Genomic DNA, 17,232 nt, shown 5'->3' with positions numbered 1-17,232 from the left:
GCCGGCAGCCCCGCACTCCCACCCGCCGCCGCAGCTCCACCACAGCGCCGACGACGAGCACGGGGCAAGGACGGCAACTACGCCCCGCCTCCCCCGCCCCGCCCCGCCACCAACCCGCACCCACCTTGGAGACCGCCGTGACCACCCCCCATCCCCTCCCCGCCCAGTGGGCGATCAACATCCACCCCGTCGCCAACCTGGCGATCCTCACCCTCCTCGACGGCGACGGAGCCCACCGCGACACCGGCTTCCACCCCCACACCGCGCCCCAAACCACGGAGCACTCCGTCCACGCGCTGGACGAGATCACCGACCCCGAACTGCGCGCCAGCGCACAGAAGCTGATCGACACCTTCTACCAGCGCACCGCCCAGGCCCAGGCCAACGCCGACGCCTTCGGCGCAACCATCCCCGACCAGCAGCACCTCGTCGGCCGGCTGCGCTCCGACCTTCCGGGCAGCACGATCGACTTCGGCATCGACGACGAGGCGCTGAGCATCGTGCTCAAGCTCACCGCCGCAGGTCCCACCGCCGCGGCGCTGCTCGCCCTGGTCGCCTTCTGGCCCCGCACCACCTCCCCCACCAGCCCGGCGGACGGCGTCACCCAGAACCTCGCCGACGACGGCACTCTGACCGTCACCTTCGACCAGCGCCACGCCGAGGGGTTCCTCACCTGGTACCGCGACCTGCCCTGACCCTCGCGCAGGCCCCCGCCGACCGCCCACCCCGCACGAACACCACCAGCACCCGAAGGAAGCACCACCATGGAGAACTGGGAGAAGCGCACCGTCCTCATGCCGACCACACCCCTCGGCCTCTGCGCGGACAAGATGGCCGACGCCATGGCCACCGCCCTGGCCGCCATCGAACAACGAGAAGGAGAGCGCCGGGGCTGGGGCAAGCCCGCCCGACTGTTCACCGTCCACCTGGCCGACCTCGACACCCGCTCGATCGAGCTACGCGTGGTCCCGGCCCGACTCTGGGGAGCCCAGGTCCGCAACACCGCCGACGCGATCACCCACACCGCCCGGCGCCTGCCCGCCGTGCCGATCAAGGTGAAGCACCGCTCGTACGCCGACGCCCCAGTGGCCGGCATCGCCGCGATGTTCGAAGGCTGGGACCGGCCCGCCGACCGGGAGCCAACCGAGTACGAGAAGCGCTCGAACGCGCAGGGCCAGCGCGTCAACCACCTCACCCCCGACCGGATCGAAAGCCGCCTCGTCTACGCCGTGGACATCAACCAGGAGGAGTTCTACGTCCGACGCCGCCGCGGCCACCAGCCCCAGGTGCTCTCCACCGCCCAGCACGACCAGACCACGGTAGGCGCCGGGCTCGTTCCCCTCGGCCTCGGCCGGATCGCCCACGCGCTCCGCGAGGGGCGCCCCGTCTTCTGACCACCCCCTCCCGGCTGCTCCGGCTCCGACCGGAGCAGCCACGCCCATCAGCGCAGATAGGCAGATCAAACCCCAAAAGATATTGCTTAACACTATGAATGTGGGTAGGGTGTACTTATGCCGGCCGCGACCACCCGGCCCTCCCCCGGCGTAGATCAGCCCGGCGCGCCCCATCGCCCGGCCAGCATCCGCCGGACCCCATCCGCCCTCTCGCCGGGCCGACAGAAAAGAGAGCGATCATGCAGTCCTGGGAGAAGCGCACCGTCCTCATGCCGAGCAAGCCCCTGGGCCTCTTCCAGGACGATCTCGCCGACGCCATGGCCACGGCGCTGCACGCCATCGAGGCGAGGGAGGGGGAACGGCGCGGGTGGGATCGGCCTGCCCGCCTGTTCACCGTGCACCTGGAAAGCATCGACTCGCGATCGATCGAGCTGCGCATGGTCCCCACCCGGTCATGGAACGGCCGGGACATCAACCCCGCCGACGCACTCGTCAACATCGCCAGAAACCTTCCCCACCCCCCGACCGGCCTCCGGCGACGCGACTACGCCGACTCCCCCGTGGCAGGCGCCGCCCTGATGTTCGAAGGCTGGGCACGCCCCAACAACCGCGCGCTCACCGAGTACGAGCAGCGGGCCGCAGAACTGGGACTGAGGGTCAACCACCTCGCACCAGACCGCGTCGAAACACGGTGCGTCTACGGCGTGGACATCAACCAGCAGCAGTTCCACGTCTTCCGTGCCCGAGGCGAGGAGCCGCAGGTGTACTCCAGCTCAGAACCCGACTCGGATGCCTCGGCTGCGGGGTCCGGACGCATCCCACACGCCCTGAACCGGATCGTCCACGCACTCCGGGAAGGTCACCGCGTCTTCTGAACCCCCACGATCACGAGTGACATGCGCTTGCCATCGCCCCACAGCCTTTCGGCCGAACAGAAACTGCCTCCTCGAAACCGAGCCACCGGTGCTACTCGTCGCTGACTCGGATGTGCGCTCCATGCTCGTTGAGCTCGTACGTGCGCCGCGTGTTCTTCTCGATCTTCCGGGCAACCTCGGCGTCCAGGTCTACGCCTGTCATCTGTGCGAGGGCGGTGAGGTAGAGGAACACGTCGGCCAGTTCCTCTCCGAGGTCAGGAAGGCCCTTGCGCCAGGCCGTGAAGGCTTCGCCTACCTCGGCGCTCAGAAGGCCGAACTCCAGAGGCACGTCCGTCTGATTGAACCCCTTCAGGGTCTTGTTCTCCCAGGCGAGCTTCTGGGCGTCTGCGATTTTCACGACTTCTCCGGCGGCGGGACGGCAGGTGCTATCGCAGCCTACTGGGAACAGCGGAGTGCCAGCAGGCCGCTTTGGCCGGCCATCACCCGGCTGGTGGGAATTCGATGGTCGCCGCGTCCACCGTGAGCACCTTCGTGTAGTCCCCGAGGGTTGAGAAGGCCCGCTGGTAGCCGGTGACGAGGGCGGTGATCTCCTCCAGGCCCGCGGCCTCGCCGTCACGCTGGATGAGGCGTCGGCGGATCACGTGGGGGTCTGCGGTCAGATGAACGAAGAGGCCGGAGCGGGCTATGACGGTCTCGGCCAGGTCGATGGCTTGGCTCCAGGTGATGCGTGAGCGGCCGCGATAGAGCGGGCCGTACACCAGTTCGCTGATGAAGCACCGGTCGAAGATGATGCGGCCGGTGCCGTCCAGGATCGTGCGGTAGCGGCTGGTGAGGTCGAGGTGGTCGGGTGTCTGGGGAGAGTGCACGACGGTGAAGTCATATTCCTTCGACAGGCGTTCGGCCAGCGTGCTCTTGCCGACTCCGTCTGGTCCTTCGAGCACCAGGGTGTCGCAGGTGCTGGCAATCTCGGCGAGGTTCATTGTGTGGCCAGCCACGCCCGTACCGCTTCGATGTCGGTGAGGAGGGTGGTGCAGGCGTACTGGATCATGAGGTTGCGCCAGTTGGGCTCACGGCCCTCGGCGTGGGTGTACGTCGGACGCGCCTGGAACGCCGCGACCTGCAGGTCGGCCGCGGCGGCCGCGCCGATCAGCAGGGCGGTTCCCGGGGGAGTCTCCGGACCGGACACGTCGACGAGGAGCCGATCCGCCGTCCACACGGCTGACAGGTCAGCCAGGGCCCCAGCGACCGGGTCGCCAGCGGTGAAGCGTCGGGGCAGGAGCACCGTGCGGCCGGCATCGACGCAGGCTTCGGCCAGGTGGTCGCGGCCCCATGCCGCGTAGGGAGATCCCTCGACGTACACCGATTCGGTCCCGGGGCCTCGTGCTGGCTGGCAATGGCCGGTTGGCACGGTCAGCAGTTCCTCGACGGCCGCGTCGAGCGCAGCGTCGACCTGGGAGAGATTCCGGGATTGGAACTCCGCGTGCCGGGAGCGGACCTGGCCGCCGGGTGACGGGCCGAGGCGGGGAACACGGACGATCCGGGCGGCCAGTGCCTGGATCAGCGGGTCGGGGAACTCGAGCATGGGGCCCTGCTCGGTCAGCGAGTACGTCTGGAAGTCGGTGGTGACCACGACCACGGGGACGCCGCTGGCGGCGGCGTAGCCGATCTCCATGCACACACCGTCGTCGAGGCTCGGCCCATGGAGGAGGGCAACCATCGCGTCCAGTCGGCCGAGCCGCGCCCGGTCCAGCTCGAACAGTCGGCGGCCCTTGACCTCGGCGACGAGTTCCTCCTCGTCCGTGTCGCAGAAGGGGAGGAAGACGCGCTCGGCGCCGGTCTTGCGGGCCAGCCGCTCGGCGAGATCGGCCGCGAGCGCACGGTCGTGCGCGGAAAACAGCCGGTGGGCTATGTAGAACACCGGGAGGTGCCTCCAAAGGTCAGGAGCGGCGTTGCGCCGGGATCGGAAGGGACGGTGCCGTCACGTGCTGCGCTGCGGCTGCCGTGGCCTGCGCGAGAGCGCGGGTAGCAGGGGCGTTCTGGGAGCGAAGAGCCAGGAAGGTTCCTGCCAGGGTGTCGCCGGCTCCCGACACCTCGAGGGGCGGGCGCTGCGGAGGAACCGCGGCGCCGGTCTGCCGTCCATAGGCCCAGACCGTCGCCGCTCGGGGGCCGTCGGTGACGACGATCTCTTGCAGCTCGGTGGTGTTGACGACGGACTGCAGGAGCCGGTGCTCGGCAGCGTTGACGAACACGGTGGTCGTGTACGCGAGCCACGGGGCGGCCGCCTGGATCATGGCTTCGGCACTGGGGAGGAAGAAGTCCACGCTGAAGTCCGCACCGGTTCGCTCGAGTCGGTCCAGGACGGCTGCCGTGTCGAGAGGGCGACGGCAGCAGACGTGGTACTGGCTGTCCGGGTGGTGGTCCACGTGTGCGAGGGCGTGTGCCGTCAGCTGGTCGGCGACTCCGTAGTCCGGGCGGACAGCGACCAGTTCGCCGTGTTGGTCGTACTCCAGCTCGAAGCGGGCGGACGGGCCCTTGGCCGTACTGTGGGCCGACCAGTCGATCGCGGTGAGCTCCGCTGCCTGCGGAAGGTGGACCAGGTCGTCGCCGAGCACGCAGACTGGCGCGGCGGCGCGGCCGGCCTTGGCGGCGGCCAGCGCCACCAGGAGCGCGGCACCTCCGAGCCGCGCTCCTCCTCGGTGGTCCGGATAGAAGGTCACGTCCCGGCTGACGTTGCCGATCACGTCGAGACGCTTCACCGTCGCCGCCCGGCGGCCCGCAGCTCGCGGGCGCGGTGCGTGCAGTCGACGATCTTGGTGCACACCGGCCGGTTGCGGCACAGTCGTGGCGATGGCCCGTTGAGGTACAGGCGCTTGAAGTAGATCAGGACGAGGTGCACCCACCAGGTGGGTTCAACGTCGTCCGGAACGTTCACGCGGTACTCGTGTTCAGCGATCAGGGCACGGAAGTCGGCGGCGCGGGCGTGCACGGCGGCCTCCAGGACGTGGCGCATCCGTTCATGGGCCACCGCTCCCAACGGGAGGGCGATGCCCAGCGCCGGGGCCAGCTTGGTGACCATGCCGGAGTCCACCGGGATGATCCCGCAGTGGTAGCCGCGAGCGGTGAGCAGCGCGCACTGGGCCACCTTGTACGAGGCCCCGCGCACGCGGCCGGCGAAGTCGCCGATCAGCTCGTCGCTGCTCGCCGCCGATGAGGTGGGGTCGATGCCTTCCTGCTCCCAGTTCTGGAGCAGCCCGGCGAGGGAGTGCAGGTAGTCGATCCTGGTCTGCGGAAGGCCGAGCGGGCGGACCAGTTCGGTGAGTTCGGTGTCCGTCGCGGCGATCAGCTTGTCGAAGCCGCGGGTGTCGGCGGCGCGGATCACTCGGGCGTAGGTCTCGACCATGCGGTAGGAGACCCGGGTGGACCAGCCTGCGGCGAGCATGCGCACGCGGGGGTCGGTGATCGTCGTCGGCCACCACCGGTTCTCGTCGTGGTTGGCCTCGACCTCTGCCTGGACGTCGGGCAGGCCGGCCGCGCGGGCGACGAGCCGGTGCACTCGGCGGATCTCCAGCGCCGTCGCTGCGGCGCGGTCGGCGGTCACGACGCGGCCCCCATGCGGGCGGCCAGCAGGGCCATGGCGAGGTTGGAGGAGAAGACGGGCTTGCCCAGGCTGAGTTCAAGTTCGGCGACGACCGGGAGGGTGAGCCAGCCGGTGCAGGACAGCACCACCGCCTCAGCCTCTTCGAGCGCCTTGTCCGGCAGCTGGTCCACGAGCGCCAGGATCCGCTCTGGTGGGATCCGCGGGTACCCGTCGTCCAGCCCGAGGCTCGCGTGGGCCAGGACGTCGATGCCGGCCTCGGCGAGCGCGGCGGCCTCCGCCTCGGTGACCGGTTCGGGGTACGGGGTGGCGAGCACGATCTGCTCCAGGCCCTGGGCGGCCAGCGCGTCGAGCAGCGCGTCGAACGCTGTGAAGACGCCGGTGGGCAGCGGCGGTCCGCCCGTGAAGCCCGCCGAGGTGCAGGCCAGGACGACCGCGTCCAGCGCGAGGTGGGACAGCGAGTCCAATGCCTGCGCCGACGCGTCGCGGAGCCCGTGCCAGAAGGCGTCGTCGACCGCGGTCGTTCTGGACGCCGGCACGAGGCGGGCGTGGTGGAAGACCGTGTTCTGCAGTCCCAGGCGCGGCATTTCGGTCTCGACCGCCACGTTCGCCCAGGGCAGCAGCAGCCCGACCCGGGTGATGTGGGTGGCTGCGCTGTCCAGGGCGGTGAGGGCCGCAAGCGATCCGTCAGGCAGCTGGGGCAAGGCGTTCTCCATGGATCAGCCGGGGCGCGTGGCCGGTGACCACGAGGTCAGCGGTGGTCCCGAGCGGTACGGCCGCTCCGCGTTCGACGACTTGGATGGAGTAGGAGCCGAGACGGCGCCACCAGGTCCCGCCCTGCCCGATGAAGTAGGAGTGCAGGCCGGGTAGCTGCAGGCCGGTCGGGTAGACCCGTTCCTTCATCGGCAGGTCCCAGGTGAAGTCGATGTCCGCCTTCCACGAGTCGAAGTGCTCCGCCGACGGCAGCGGCTCCCGCGCTCCGAGAGCGGCCAGCGGCGTTCCGGGGAACGGTCGGGCCAGACGGACGTTCGTGCGGTGGCACAGCAGTCCGGCGTCGAGGATCTCCGCCAGCCGCCGAAGGTTCGCCGCGTGGGTGCGGTGGGTCTCCCCGGGCAGGCCGTAGATCAGGTTCAGGCCCGGTAGCAGCATCGGCAGGCCGCCAGGGCCGCGGGCGGCGCCGGCTTCGTTCACGTGCTCGACGGCCCGCCGGAGGATCTCTGGCGTGCAGGTGAGGTTGTTGCGTTCGATGACGACCGGGTCGAAGCTCTCGATCCCCATCGGCGCGCAGTTGCCCTCGGTGCAGTAGTCCGCGACCAGCTTGGCGATGCGCTGGCCCACGGGCGCGGCGACGGCGAGGGGGTCGGCGTTGTCGATGTGGAGCACTTCGAGGTCCGGGCAGTGCTCGCGGATGCCGCTCAGCAGGGCGCGGATCGCCTCTTCGTCGCGGTTGCGGTAGGAGAAGAAGCAGGTCTGCTGGCCGAGGCGGAAGTTGCGGACACCGGCGGCGTAGAGCTGGGCCGCTTCGGCGACGACGTCGTCCACGTCGCGGAAGGCGACGAGCGGGGACTTGGCGGGCTCGTTGCAGAAGTCGCAGAACTTGCGGCGGGTGCAGCCGCGGTACAGCTCCAGCTCGGCGATGGGTCGCCACGGCATCTGCTCGATCAGGCCGGTGAACGAGGTCCGCTCGCGCCGCATCTGATCGTAGGCCGCGGGTTGGCGGCTGCCCAGCAGGAGGTCGCCGGAGGTGACCGTGTGGGTGTGGACGGCGTCGAACAGGCCGGCGTACTGGGCGGGTGCCGCGAGAGCGTAGGTGGACAGCGGTCCGAGCAGGTACCGGCGCCCGCGCGTGCAGGCGAGCGTGCGAGCGATCTCCTCCAGGGATCCGTTGACGGCGTGGAGGTGAACCGAGGGCACCGCGTCTCCGGCGATCACAAGGACGATCTCGGCGTCCCGCAGGATCTGGATGGCGTCGTCCCGGTTGACGGTTGTCGAGTAGGTGAGCGGGTCGCTCTCGGGAGGTTCGACGAGAGGGCCACCACCGGCCAGGCACCACCGGACGTCGTCGATGGTCAGGTACCGCACGTCCTCGCCGGGACGGGCCTGCTGGAGCGCCGACCAGGCGTTGCGGACGTAGGTGGACAGGTAGGGCGGAACGCCGAGTCCACTGGGCTCGACGGTGAAGCAGTCCAAGATCACCCGCATGTGTCTCCCTCCGGAGCCTCGAGCCGCGAGGGCGGTCCAGCAGACCAACACTCTGGAAGGTCGACAGCCCAAAGCCCTCCCAGTCTCGACGTAATCACGTCCTCGGAGGAGGGGGCGCGAGGGTTGTACGGTTGCACGCGGGTTGTTCCTCGATACCCGTGTGTCGAAAGCCTGGGACACAGGGTGATCGGCGCGGCATCATCTACGCATGGGTGTTGCGAAGGGGGTCGGCGAGGGCAACGCCGCGCTGGTGGCTCTGGTCCATGAAGCCGGCTGCTCGCACGCGGCCCTGGCGCGCAAGGTCAACCAACTCGGTTTGGCACAAGGGGATATGACGCGCTACGACAAGGCGTCGGTGACCCGCTGGCTGCAAGGCATGACGCCCAAGGGGCCGAGCGGGCGATCGCCCCACTACATCGTCGAGGTCCTCGCCGGCTTCTTAGGACGCCCGGTCACCCCGGCCGACGCCGGCTTCGCTCAGCAGGCCCAACGTCCGGTCGTCGCTCGCGCACTGACGTACCGTGAAGACGTGGGTGAAACACTGCACACGCTCGCCGAACTGGGCTCGACGGACATCTCCCGCCGCAGCGTGCTGGGAGCGGTTCCGTTCGTCGCGAGCGCCCTGCTGGATCCGCAGCGGCGCTGGCTCTTGTGGCTGCTTGAGGAGGAGAACGCACCCGTCCTCGCCGCTGTGGCAGGCGGCGGATCGGTCGCCCAGGTCGAAGCCATGATCGAGATGTTCGACCTGATGGACAACCGCTTCGGCGGCGGCGGGGTCCGCGCGAGCATCGTGCACTACCTGAGCACCCAGCTCACCCCCATGCTCCAGCAGCGCACCCTGCCCCCGTCGCAGCGCCGGCTCCTCTACACCTACGCCGCCAAGCTGGCGGCGATGGCCGGCTGGTGCTCCTACGACACCGCGGACTACGGACTCGCGCAGCGGTACATGATCCAGGCCCTGCGGCTGTGTGCCGAGGGCGGCGACCGCGTCCTTGGAGGACAGATCCTGGCGGGGATGTCGCACCTGGCCACGAACCTCGGTAATCCGGCCGAAGGCGTCGCCCTCGCCCGCGCGGGAGTCGCGACAGCGAAGCGCTCGGGAAGTCCTCTCGGGCTCATGCGCCTGCACGCCATGGCCGCCCGCGGATACGCCGCGCTCGACGACGCAGGGCAGGCGACCTCCTCCCTGCTCGCGGCCGGCGCCGCCCTGGAGACGAGCAGAGGGGCGGACGGGGAGTCGCCGTGGGTGCGCTTCCTCGACCACCACTACCTGGAAGCGGAGGCGGCCCTGGTGCACCGCGACCTGGGCGAGTCGGCCCAGGCCGAACAGCTCGCCTCGGCCTCTGTGGAGGCCAACGGCGACCGTCGCCGCCGCCAGGCGATCAGCCGCTCCGTACTCGCCACCTCCTACCTCCAGCAGCACCGGCTCGACGAGGCGGTCGACACCGCGAGCACCGCCCTCGAACACCTGGCCGGCGTGCACAGCGAGCGCTCCGTCCAGGCCCTTCGCACCTTCCGGGCCCGCCTGGCACCGCACAGCAACGAGACGATCGTGCGGGAGTTCGAGCGCAAGGCGCGCCCGATACTCGGCGCCCCAGCAGCGTGATCTGATGATCAGTACCCGTCTGGAGTCGGCGCGTTCTGCCCTTTGTCGACGGGGATGTTGACCCCCGTCACGCCCCGCGACTCGTCGGAGAGCAGGAACGCGACCACGTCTGCGACCTCGGCCGGTTGCACCAGCTCCCCGCCGGGGAACTCCTCGCTGAAGCGCTGGAACGCCGCGGGCTCCTCCCGGCGCATCCGGTCCCACCGCTTCCCCGGGATGAGCATGGAACCGGGAGACACGGCGTTCACCCGCACCCCTCCGCCGCCCAGCTCCCTGGCCAGGGACGCAACCATGTGAAGCTGGGCGGCCTTCGCCGCCCCGTACTGGGCCTGGGGCCCCGGCTTCCAGCCCGAGATCGACGACACCACGACGATCGAACCGCCACCAGCCGTCCGAAGGTGCGGGACGCTCGCCGCGGTCAGGCGGGCGAAGTGTCCGGCGTTCAGCTGCCAGGTTTCCAGCCAGTCCTGCGCGGTGGCATCGGTGATCCCGTGCCCCCGTGCCCCGCCCGCGCAGGCGACAGCACCGTCCAGGCCGCCGAGTTCGAGGGCGGCTTGGTCGATGAACTGCTCAAGCCGCTCCGGGACGGTGACGTCGAGCGCGTGAGCGAACAGGGCCTTGGGCGAGTCAACCGAGTTGCGAAGCGCCTCCAGCGACTCGGCCCGCCGTCCGCAGGCTGCGACGCGGGCCCCCTCCGACAGCAGTAGGCGGACGATGTGCTCGCCGAGCCCCCTGGAGCCGCCGGTCACTACGAACCGGCGCCCCGTGAATCGCCCTGCCGGCCCGGGCCGCGTGCCGCTGTCCTTCAAGTCCGCCACCTGTCCAACCTCCCAGCAACCGTGCCAACCCCTGTGGCCGAAACCAACCTCTGCGCACCCTTCTTATCGCGTTGCGATCACGGTTCGCTGGTGGCCGTACCCGATCACGGGACTGATTTCGGCCAACGAACTGGAATCGCCATGCGCCTTCGCCGCCACGCCGCAGAGCCTTGCGCCACCCGGAGCTCGGGCCAGCCGTCGGGCGCTCGGCAAGGGCGCGCGCTTGGCCCGCAGTTCTTCCCACCTAGCGAGGTGGTACGGGCCGCCATTGGCTTCCTCGGCTCAGAGGATGCTCCACCGCCGTCCAGTGTCGCCGCTGGCAACCTGACTGATGCGGCGCTGAACCTCTTGGTGGGTGACGCTGCCCGGAACGGCGCGCCTCGCATTGGTGGTGATCATCCGGAGCTCGCGCAGGGCGGCCAGGACGGGGTAGCCAGACCACTCGGTGATGTCGAGGCCGTACTTGGCGGCGAAGGCGTTGTAGTGAGCTTGGCCGTATCCGAAGCGGCGGCAGTGGATCTCGACGGTGGTCAGATCCCATTCGGGCTGGCCGAACGAGGCGGTGTCCCAGTCGCAGAGGACTGCTGCGCCGGCGCCGTCGTGGAGCGCGTTGCGGTGCTGGGGGTCGCCCTGGACGACGGACGGCTCCAGGAGGTAGGTAACGCTGCCGAGTCGATCTTCGAGTTCGTCCACCCGTCGGCTCAGGAGGCCGTGCTCGTCGGGGGTGAGTACCACGGCGGCGGTCAGGGAACGGCGGATGGCGGCGACCGTGTCCAGGACGGGCAATTGGACGGGCGGGTCGGTCAGCTGGTGGAGAGTTCGCAGCGGGCCCGCAAGCTGTTCGGCGGAGACCGGGTGCTGTGGCTGGGGGAGGTAGGTCCAGACCGTCGCGAGGTGGCCGTCGGCTTCGACGGGCTGTTGCACCGGGTGCAGGCCGACGGTCGGGAAGTCCAGTCCGGTGAGCCAGGTGACAAGGGCGGTCGTGCGGCGTACGGCGTCGGGCGATGTGCCGAGCCGGGCGATCTTGAGGACAACCCTCGCCGCGGGCAGGTGGTAGACGGCGTTGGTGTGGCCGCGCAGCAGGATGGCGCCCGCGGGGTCGAGGCCGACGGTGCGGCACGTCTGGTCAAGGACGGTAGCCAGGCGTGCGGGCGTGTACCCGCCGGCAGTGACTGCGGTGGTGGACATGGTGGTCAGGGTGTCGTACGGCACGGACCTGTGTCACGCCCGTCCGGCGGGCAGTGCGAGAGCCTGCGCGAACTGCCTGGCCGGGCGGCCCGACTGGAGCTGAATGGGGAGTATGTCGATGACCTCCTGGGCCCGGGCGCCGAGGATCGCGGTGCGGTGCGGGCCGGGTACATCGCTGTAGGTGTGCACGGCCAGCTGCAACGCGTCCACGGGGTTGTGCTCGATCACCAGGCACATGGCTTCCTCGAGCCGGAGCAGCGCCGGGTCGATGCCGCTGTGACCCTGCGGGTAGAGCGCCAGCGCCTGCTGCTGGGCGTGCCGCGCCTGCATGGTCTGGCCGAGGGCGGTGAACGCCCCGGACAGGTAGAGCCACAGGCGCCGCTCGGGGAAGGCCCAGGCGTCGTTCTCCGCTCCGCCGTGGCAGTGCTCGAAGAGTTCTTGAGCGAGACGGATCGCGGCCTTGGCTCCGTCGTGGTCACCGAGGCGGGCGAGCGCGCGCGCTTCGGCGGCGACGGCGAACACCGCTGTCGGGCTCGGGCGGCCTCGACTCAGGAGGCGTGCCTCCCGGGCGAGCTGCGCGGCTGCCGCCAGCGGGCCGTAGTAGTACGGCAGCATGGCCGCTTGGACGCGAACGCGCGCGCGGAGTTCGGGGTTGCCGGCGTCGTCGGCGGCGAGCCGGGCGGTGCCGTACCAGCGCTGGGAGTCGTGCAGGCGGCCGAGCTTCATCATCGCGTCGGCCACCAGGGTGGAGGCGACGGCCGTCAGCTCGGACAGGCGGCACTGCGTCGCGGCTGGCTGCCGTTCGGCGGACAGGGCCTGGATGTCCTGCAAGTCCCTGAGCAGGATCTGGATCATCTGCTCCGGTGGAGCGGTGACGTAGAGGCAGCGGGCGGTCTGGAGCCGTTCGTCGAGCAGGTCCAGCTCGCCGGGGCTGACCGTGGTGTCGGCGAGGGAGCGGTTGATCGCACGGCGGGTGCGCTCCGCGAGATCGTGCACGGGATCCGGCTGCTCCATGCCTGGCGGTGGCGGCGAGGCGAGCGCCACCGGCGCGGGGCTCGCCAGTCCCAGGGCGCTGGGCGTCGACTCGTAGAGCCGGCAGAGGAGTCGGACGGTGTGCTCGCGGGGGCGGACGCCGAGGTCCTCCCAGCCGCGAAGCAGCTCCTTGGTGCCGCGGAAGGGCCCCTGGTCGGTCTGCTCCGCGAGTTCCGCCAGCTTGGTGATGACCTGAGGGCGACTCCACCCTCGGGCCTGCCGGTGGGCGTTCAGTGCGCTGACTCCGCAGCACTGCTGCAGAGCGGCTACGAGGGCCGGCAGTCCTCCGTCGGACACCGCGCGATCATGCCGCAGCCGCAATGCGCAAGGTCGCCCGTGACGATTCGTCATACCGGTCATTGTGCGGGCCCATCGGCCCAGGCCGTGCATGTTGCGGCGACTTCGGTCCGAGAACGGCTCGGTTTCGCTGCTGAAACCGAGCCGCGCGTCGGCGACGGCCCAACGTTCGGCTCGGCTCTCTCCGTTCGGCCCGTTTTCACTTGGTTGTCACGTCCGACCACCCCGGCGAGTCTTGCCGAGCCCGCAGAGCCCCGGGGGTCACTCGGCCGTCGGCTCCGGCATCCATGGCAGTCGGCATCTCGAAGGAGGAACGGCGTGGGGTCCACCAGCTCAGCCAGGCCGGGCGTCGCCCTGCCGAGCCGCCTCCTCGTCGTCGTCGGGCGCAGTGGCCGCCCGCCCCAGGGCCGGGTTGTTGTGGCCGCACGATCGGGCTGCCGCGCGTCGGCCGGACGCGGACGCGGTGCTGCTTCAGTGGCTGCGGTCGGCGGCGTCGTCCCAGTAGTGGGTGAGCATCTCGCTCGGCCAGGCCGGCTCGGTGATCGGTCCGCGCGGGCCCATCGCGGCGAACCAGGGTGCCAGGTCGATCACGGGGGTGCCGTCCACGGCGTCCAGGTCCGTGACGTGCAGGTCCCGGCCGGCGACACGCAGCAGGCGCGGGTAGGACGTGGCGATCTGCGCGGGCCTGCGGTGGTTGCGGTGGACGAAGGTGCCTGTGGCCGGCCACCGGCTGTCCCCGCGGGGGCTGCGGGCGTGGAGCTGGACGTCGTCGGGCGAGGCCAGGTGGAAGAACCAGGTGACGGTGAGGTGGGAGAACTCGTCGATGCCCAGCAGGGTCTCGAGCGGGTACTCGTCGTGCAGTCGGATGATCGACTCGACGCCGCCCTGGTAGTCGTGGGGGGGGGGGTGGGGCCCCCCCCCGCCCCCGGGGGGGGGGGGGGGGGGTTGGGGGGCCCCGCCCACGACGGTGGCGATCGGCGTGAAGTGGAGCGTGTCGGGCACGGCTGGCTCCCGTCTCGGTCGGCCCGTCGGTCCGCCCAGGGGCGTGACCCGGGCCGGGTGTTCGTGGCTGTGGCGCGGTTAGCCTACGGTGCGCAGGAACTCCTGGGCGCGCCGGTCGAGCTGGGCCGCGGTGCTGCCGCCGCGGCCCCGGACTGGGGACAGGGCGCGGCGCATCTGGACCACGGTGCTGCGGGCACGGCCGGACTGGAGTCCGGCCATGGCGTCCAGGGCTTGGTGCCAGGTGGCGCACGCGGCATCCACCCGGCCTTGGCGGACTTGGACGTCGCCGAGGTATCCCAAGGTGACGGCGCGGGTGCGGGCGAAGGCCGGCGGGCGGGTGCGGACACTGTGCACGAACGCGGTCTCCGCCCCCTGGAGGTCTCCGAGGTCGCGCAGGGTGCAGGCCGTCTCATGGGCCAGGCTGGCCTCGCCGAAGAAGCCGACCCTCGCCGGATCGTCGCCGCCGCCGGGTGTGCCCGCGTTGCCGAGGTCGTCCTCGGCCTGCCGCAGCGCCGTCAGGGCGTCCTGCCGGCGGCCCGCGGCGGCCAGGGCCCGTGCGTGGACGACACCCAGCAGCGACTTCTCCCGGGAGCCGGCCAGGCCGTAGCGGCGGCGGTCCACGGATGCCTCGGCGAACTGCAGCGCCCGGCCCGGGTGGCCGAGATCCACGGCCTGGTGGGCGGCGGCGCGCAGGATGTGGCCAGCCAGCGGGGCGTCGTCCGCTTCGGCGGCCAAGGCGAGCGCCAGCTGGAAGTTGCGCTGGGCCGACCCCTGCCGGTCGGCGTCGAAGTCCATCCACCCCGCGAGGTAAACGAGTTCACCGGCCGCCGAGACCAGGTCACGGCGTACCTGCTCGCTGGGGAAACGCCCGGTGACGTAGTCGACGACATCGGTGCGCAGGTAGGTGGTGAGGGCCGCCCGGCCCGCGCGGCCACCCAGGCGCTGGTCCCGCGAGGAGAAGAAGGCGGTCGCCTCGCGCACGGCCTCGACCTCCACCGGGCTGATGACCAGGCGCGAGACCGGCGCACGCTTCTGCGCCGTGGCGAGTCGGCTGTCCCACCAGCGGGCGGGCGGGAGTGCGGCTCCGACCGCGGAGTAGATCGAGCCTCCGATCACCTGTCGCCGGCTCAACATGTCGCTGGTGCTCCCGAGGTCTGCGAGTGCGGAAACGCTGTCGACGTCCCACTCGGACGCCGGGCGTGCCTGGCGGGCCGGGGCAAGCCCGACCTCCGAGGCCGTGATCACGCGCCCCAGTCCTCTGGAGAGCGTCGCGCACAAGATATCCGCGCCGCGGTCGCTCGGTTTCACTCCCCGCAGCCACTGCGAGATGTGACTGCGGGTCACCGACAGCAGTTCGACGGCTCCGCTCTCGGCGGCCACGTGCCGGAAGTGGGTGGCCACTCGCTCCTGCGACCAGCCCAGCTCCTTGATGGCGGCCTCCAACGCCAGGTTGCGCTCAAGCGCCACGGCTCGCCGCCCCTCTCCGAAACGATCTTTAGCAGCTTTAGCGGTATCCGCAGCCGCTGCGGGCTACCCACGGGCGGTGATCGGCGGTTCGCTCACTGTCGACGATATTCCTCCGCGGCACCGGGCCGAGGCGGTTTCGTCAAGGTCAACGACCGGAGCCCGCGATCGTGCTGCCCGTCGTCGGCCGGCAACGGCTTCGGCGCGAAGGGCGGAGTGAGCGTGAGTCACAAACCAGCGACGGCCTCGGGCCCGATCTGCCCCCTGCCGGCAGTACACAGCGGGCGTCCGGCGGCGGCAGCCGCTTCGACAGCACAGGTACGCAGCACGCTGGGCCCGTTGCCCTGCGGCGGCGCTGACGCGAGGGAGCTGAAGGCATGACTACAAGCCCGGACCAGCCCTGGCTGCTCCCTGAGCCGGAGCCGGGGACTCTCCCGGACCGCACCGAGGTCGAAGAGCTGCGCTCGGTGGAGCTGGAGGCGGACGGAACCGCTGCCTCGGTCGGCCGCCGTCTGGTTCACGACGAGCTCGTCGACTGGGGCCTGGCCGACCTGGCCGACGACGCGGTCCTGGTGGCCAGCGAGCTGATCACCAACGGACTCCTGCACGGGCGCAGGCCCAGACCTGACGGCGGCAAGAGTTCCGTGACCGTGACCGTCGCCCGGTACAGCAGCATGGTCGCCGTCTCGGTCGAGGACCAGAACCTCGCCCTCCCGGTTGAGCGCGTGGCAGGAGCGGACGATACCGGTGGCCGCGGGCTCGAACTGGTCAGCGCGTTGAGCGACCACCTGACGCTCGGCCAGACCGAGGCCGGTGACGGGAAGCGGATCACGGCCTACTGGCGCAGCGACGGCACTGCCAAGTGCCTCCAGACAGCCACCGAGCCGGCGCTCGCCAGCTGACACGCACCCGTCACCAAACCCAATCACCGTTCCCTGGGGGGGAAATGACCACCATCCGCGCTGGAGGCGCACGGCGGCGCAAGCCGTCTGCGCCAGGGCGCCGGCTCCTCAACCGGCTCGGCAGGCTGATGCGGACCGGCTGCGCCGATAGCCCCTTCCAGCTGCATGCGTGCGGCCGTGCCGCCGACCACGATCACCGGCCGTCGTCCGGGCGCAACGACCCGGCCGCCACTGCGCCGGCGCAGGCGGCCGGACAGCCGCTGCCAGCGGTAGCCGCTCTGCACAGCAGCGGAGTTGATCTGCTCTCGGTGTCCGGGCATCAGCCGGCGGCGCCCGAGCAGATCCTCGACCAGCGGGAGGCGGGGGGCTTCACGCTCGATGACCTGGTGGCCGGCCAGCTCGTCCGCCACGCCGATGCCGTCCGCCGCGCGATCCGGCGGCAGACCAGCACCGGTGACTACACGTGGGCCGAAGCACGTCTGAAGGCCGCCCGACACGCGGTCGAGCTCCTCACTGCGATCGTGGCCGACCACGGGTGGCCGTCGTACCGGCTGATCGGCGAGGAGGCCAGCACCGCGGCACTGTTGATCGCCACCGAGGCCGATCTGGCGATTCAGACGCAGCTGCGGGACGCCCTGGGCAGGGCCGTTGACCACGGCAGGGTGCCGCCCGGCTACTTCGCCTTCCTCGACACCTACGCGCACGTCGCGTTCGGCACTGCGGCGTCGCCGACCCGGCGCACCCTGGACCGTGAGCAGCCCGGCCGACACCGGTACGCGGGGGCCGCCGCGTGCTGAATCCCTCACGCTCGGAGCCCGAGCTCCAGCTCAACCGACCCCGTGAGCTGGAATTCGAAT

General features: G+C 70.8%; 18 protein-coding genes. 6 read left to right on the top strand and 12 right to left on the bottom strand.

The window, feature by feature from the left end:
- Positions 1-137 precede the first annotated feature (137 nt).
- From ACFYNO_RS15220 to ACFYNO_RS15210, 3 genes are all read left to right on the top strand, one after another.
- Positions 138-695 (top strand): hypothetical protein, encoded by a 558-nt coding sequence (locus ACFYNO_RS15220; protein WP_388011294.1) that lies wholly within the window; start codon positions 138-140, stop codon positions 693-695.
- A 69-nt stretch (positions 696-764) separates the two neighbouring features.
- Entirely contained in the window at positions 765-1,394 is a 630-nt protein-coding gene (locus ACFYNO_RS15215; RefSeq protein WP_388011292.1) for a hypothetical protein, read from the top strand.
- A 239-nt stretch (positions 1,395-1,633) separates the two neighbouring features.
- On the top strand, positions 1,634-2,269 hold the full coding sequence (locus ACFYNO_RS15210; RefSeq protein ID WP_388011290.1) for a hypothetical protein: 636 nt from the start codon (positions 1,634-1,636) through the stop codon (positions 2,267-2,269).
- 91 nt (positions 2,270-2,360) lie between these two features.
- Here ACFYNO_RS15210 and ACFYNO_RS15205 read toward each other — a convergent pair whose 3' ends face one another.
- The 7 genes from ACFYNO_RS15205 to ACFYNO_RS15175 form a co-directional block, all read right to left on the bottom strand.
- A complete protein-coding gene (locus ACFYNO_RS15205) occupies positions 2,361-2,666 on the bottom strand; it encodes a MazG-like family protein (protein WP_388011288.1) in 306 nt (101 codons plus the stop codon).
- Positions 2,667-2,748: 82 nt separating this feature from the next.
- Positions 2,749-3,249, bottom strand: coding sequence for a hypothetical protein (locus tag ACFYNO_RS15200; RefSeq protein WP_388011286.1), 501 nt, complete (start codon positions 3,247-3,249; stop codon positions 2,749-2,751).
- Positions 3,246-4,187 carry a nucleoside 2-deoxyribosyltransferase gene (locus tag ACFYNO_RS15195; protein WP_388011284.1) on the bottom strand — a complete coding sequence of 314 codons (942 nt, stop codon included), beginning with the start codon at positions 4,185-4,187 and terminating at the stop codon, positions 3,246-3,248. The genes ACFYNO_RS15200 and ACFYNO_RS15195 overlap by 4 nt, the downstream gene beginning before the upstream one ends.
- A 19-nt stretch (positions 4,188-4,206) precedes the next feature.
- A complete protein-coding gene (locus ACFYNO_RS15190) occupies positions 4,207-5,010 on the bottom strand; it encodes a PfkB family carbohydrate kinase (protein WP_388011282.1) in 804 nt (267 codons plus the stop codon).
- Positions 5,011-5,021: 11 nt separating this feature from the next.
- A complete protein-coding gene (locus ACFYNO_RS15185; RefSeq protein ID WP_388011280.1) occupies positions 5,022-5,867 on the bottom strand; it encodes a hypothetical protein in 846 nt (281 codons plus the stop codon).
- A complete protein-coding gene (locus tag ACFYNO_RS15180) occupies positions 5,864-6,568 on the bottom strand; it encodes a hypothetical protein (RefSeq protein ID WP_388011278.1) in 705 nt (234 codons plus the stop codon). Before ACFYNO_RS15180 ends, ACFYNO_RS15185 begins: the two co-directional genes overlap by 4 nt.
- Positions 6,552-8,066, bottom strand: coding sequence for a radical SAM protein (locus tag ACFYNO_RS15175; protein WP_388011276.1), 1,515 nt, complete (start codon positions 8,064-8,066; stop codon positions 6,552-6,554). Before ACFYNO_RS15175 ends, ACFYNO_RS15180 begins: the two co-directional genes overlap by 17 nt.
- Positions 8,067-8,274: 208 nt before the next feature.
- Here ACFYNO_RS15175 and ACFYNO_RS15170 point away from each other — a divergent pair, with 208 nt between their 5' ends.
- A complete protein-coding gene (locus ACFYNO_RS15170) occupies positions 8,275-9,672 on the top strand; it encodes a hypothetical protein (protein ID WP_388011274.1) in 1,398 nt (465 codons plus the stop codon).
- Positions 9,673-9,680: 8 nt separating this feature from the next.
- Here the strand turns inward: ACFYNO_RS15170 and ACFYNO_RS15165 are convergent, their stop codons facing one another.
- The 5 genes from ACFYNO_RS15165 to ACFYNO_RS15145 all read right to left on the bottom strand — a co-directional run bounded on the left by ACFYNO_RS15165 (position 9,681) and on the right by ACFYNO_RS15145 (position 15,476).
- The gene (locus tag ACFYNO_RS15165; protein WP_388011272.1) at positions 9,681-10,490 is read right to left on the bottom strand and encodes an SDR family NAD(P)-dependent oxidoreductase; all 810 of its coding nucleotides are present in this window, start codon (positions 10,488-10,490) and stop codon (positions 9,681-9,683) included.
- 282 nt (positions 10,491-10,772) lie between these two features.
- Entirely contained in the window at positions 10,773-11,702 is a 930-nt protein-coding gene (locus tag ACFYNO_RS15160; RefSeq protein WP_388011270.1) for a phosphotransferase family protein, read from the bottom strand.
- A gap of 9 nt (positions 11,703-11,711) precedes the next feature.
- The gene (locus tag ACFYNO_RS15155; RefSeq protein ID WP_388011268.1) at positions 11,712-13,007 is read right to left on the bottom strand and encodes a hypothetical protein; all 1,296 of its coding nucleotides are present in this window, start codon (positions 13,005-13,007) and stop codon (positions 11,712-11,714) included.
- 471 nt (positions 13,008-13,478) lie between these two features.
- Positions 13,479-14,009: a TrmO family methyltransferase gene (locus ACFYNO_RS15150; RefSeq protein WP_388011266.1), complete on the bottom strand. Its 531-nt coding sequence runs from the start codon at positions 14,007-14,009 to the stop codon at positions 13,479-13,481.
- A gap of 78 nt (positions 14,010-14,087) precedes the next feature.
- Positions 14,088-15,476 (bottom strand): Tat pathway signal protein, encoded by a 1,389-nt coding sequence (locus ACFYNO_RS15145; RefSeq protein ID WP_388011264.1) that lies wholly within the window; start codon positions 15,474-15,476, stop codon positions 14,088-14,090.
- Positions 15,477-15,850: 374 nt separating this feature from the next.
- On the opposite strand from ACFYNO_RS15145, the gene ACFYNO_RS15140 reads away from it, so the two are divergent.
- Together ACFYNO_RS15140 and ACFYNO_RS15135 are read left to right on the top strand one after the other, a co-directional pair.
- Positions 15,851-16,375, top strand: a complete 525-nt coding sequence (locus tag ACFYNO_RS15140; RefSeq protein WP_388011262.1) for an ATP-binding protein — start codon at positions 15,851-15,853, stop codon at positions 16,373-16,375.
- Positions 16,376-16,419: 44 nt separating this feature from the next.
- Positions 16,420-17,172, top strand: a complete 753-nt coding sequence (locus ACFYNO_RS15135) for a hypothetical protein (RefSeq protein WP_388011260.1) — start codon at positions 16,420-16,422, stop codon at positions 17,170-17,172.
- Positions 17,173-17,232: the final 60 nt, after the last annotated feature.

Source organism: Kitasatospora sp. NPDC006697 (assembly GCF_042869935.1).
GTDB lineage: Bacteria > Actinomycetota > Actinomycetes > Streptomycetales > Streptomycetaceae > Kitasatospora.
The sequence above is the reverse complement of the archived record's forward strand: the minus strand, read 5'-3'. Positions and strand labels throughout refer to the sequence as shown.

Excerpts from the sequence above, each read along its gene's own strand:
- ACFYNO_RS15215 (WP_388011292.1), top strand. The coding sequence starts at position 765 with ATGGAGAACTGGGAGAAGCGCACCGTCCTCATGCCGACCACACCCCTC.
- ACFYNO_RS15210 (WP_388011290.1), top strand. The coding sequence starts at position 1,634 with ATGCAGTCCTGGGAGAAGCGCACCGTCCTCATGCCGAGCAAGCCCCTG.
- ACFYNO_RS15200 (WP_388011286.1), bottom strand. The coding sequence starts at position 3,249 with ATGAACCTCGCCGAGATTGCCAGCACCTGCGACACCCTGGTGCTCGAA.
- ACFYNO_RS15175 (WP_388011276.1), bottom strand. The coding sequence starts at position 8,066 with ATGCGGGTGATCTTGGACTGCTTCACCGTCGAGCCCAGTGGACTCGGC.
- ACFYNO_RS15170 (WP_388011274.1), top strand. The coding sequence starts at position 8,275 with ATGGGTGTTGCGAAGGGGGTCGGCGAGGGCAACGCCGCGCTGGTGGCT.
- ACFYNO_RS15140 (WP_388011262.1), top strand. The coding sequence starts at position 15,851 with ATGACTACAAGCCCGGACCAGCCCTGGCTGCTCCCTGAGCCGGAGCCG.
- ACFYNO_RS15135 (WP_388011260.1), top strand. The coding sequence starts at position 16,420 with ATGACCACCATCCGCGCTGGAGGCGCACGGCGGCGCAAGCCGTCTGCG.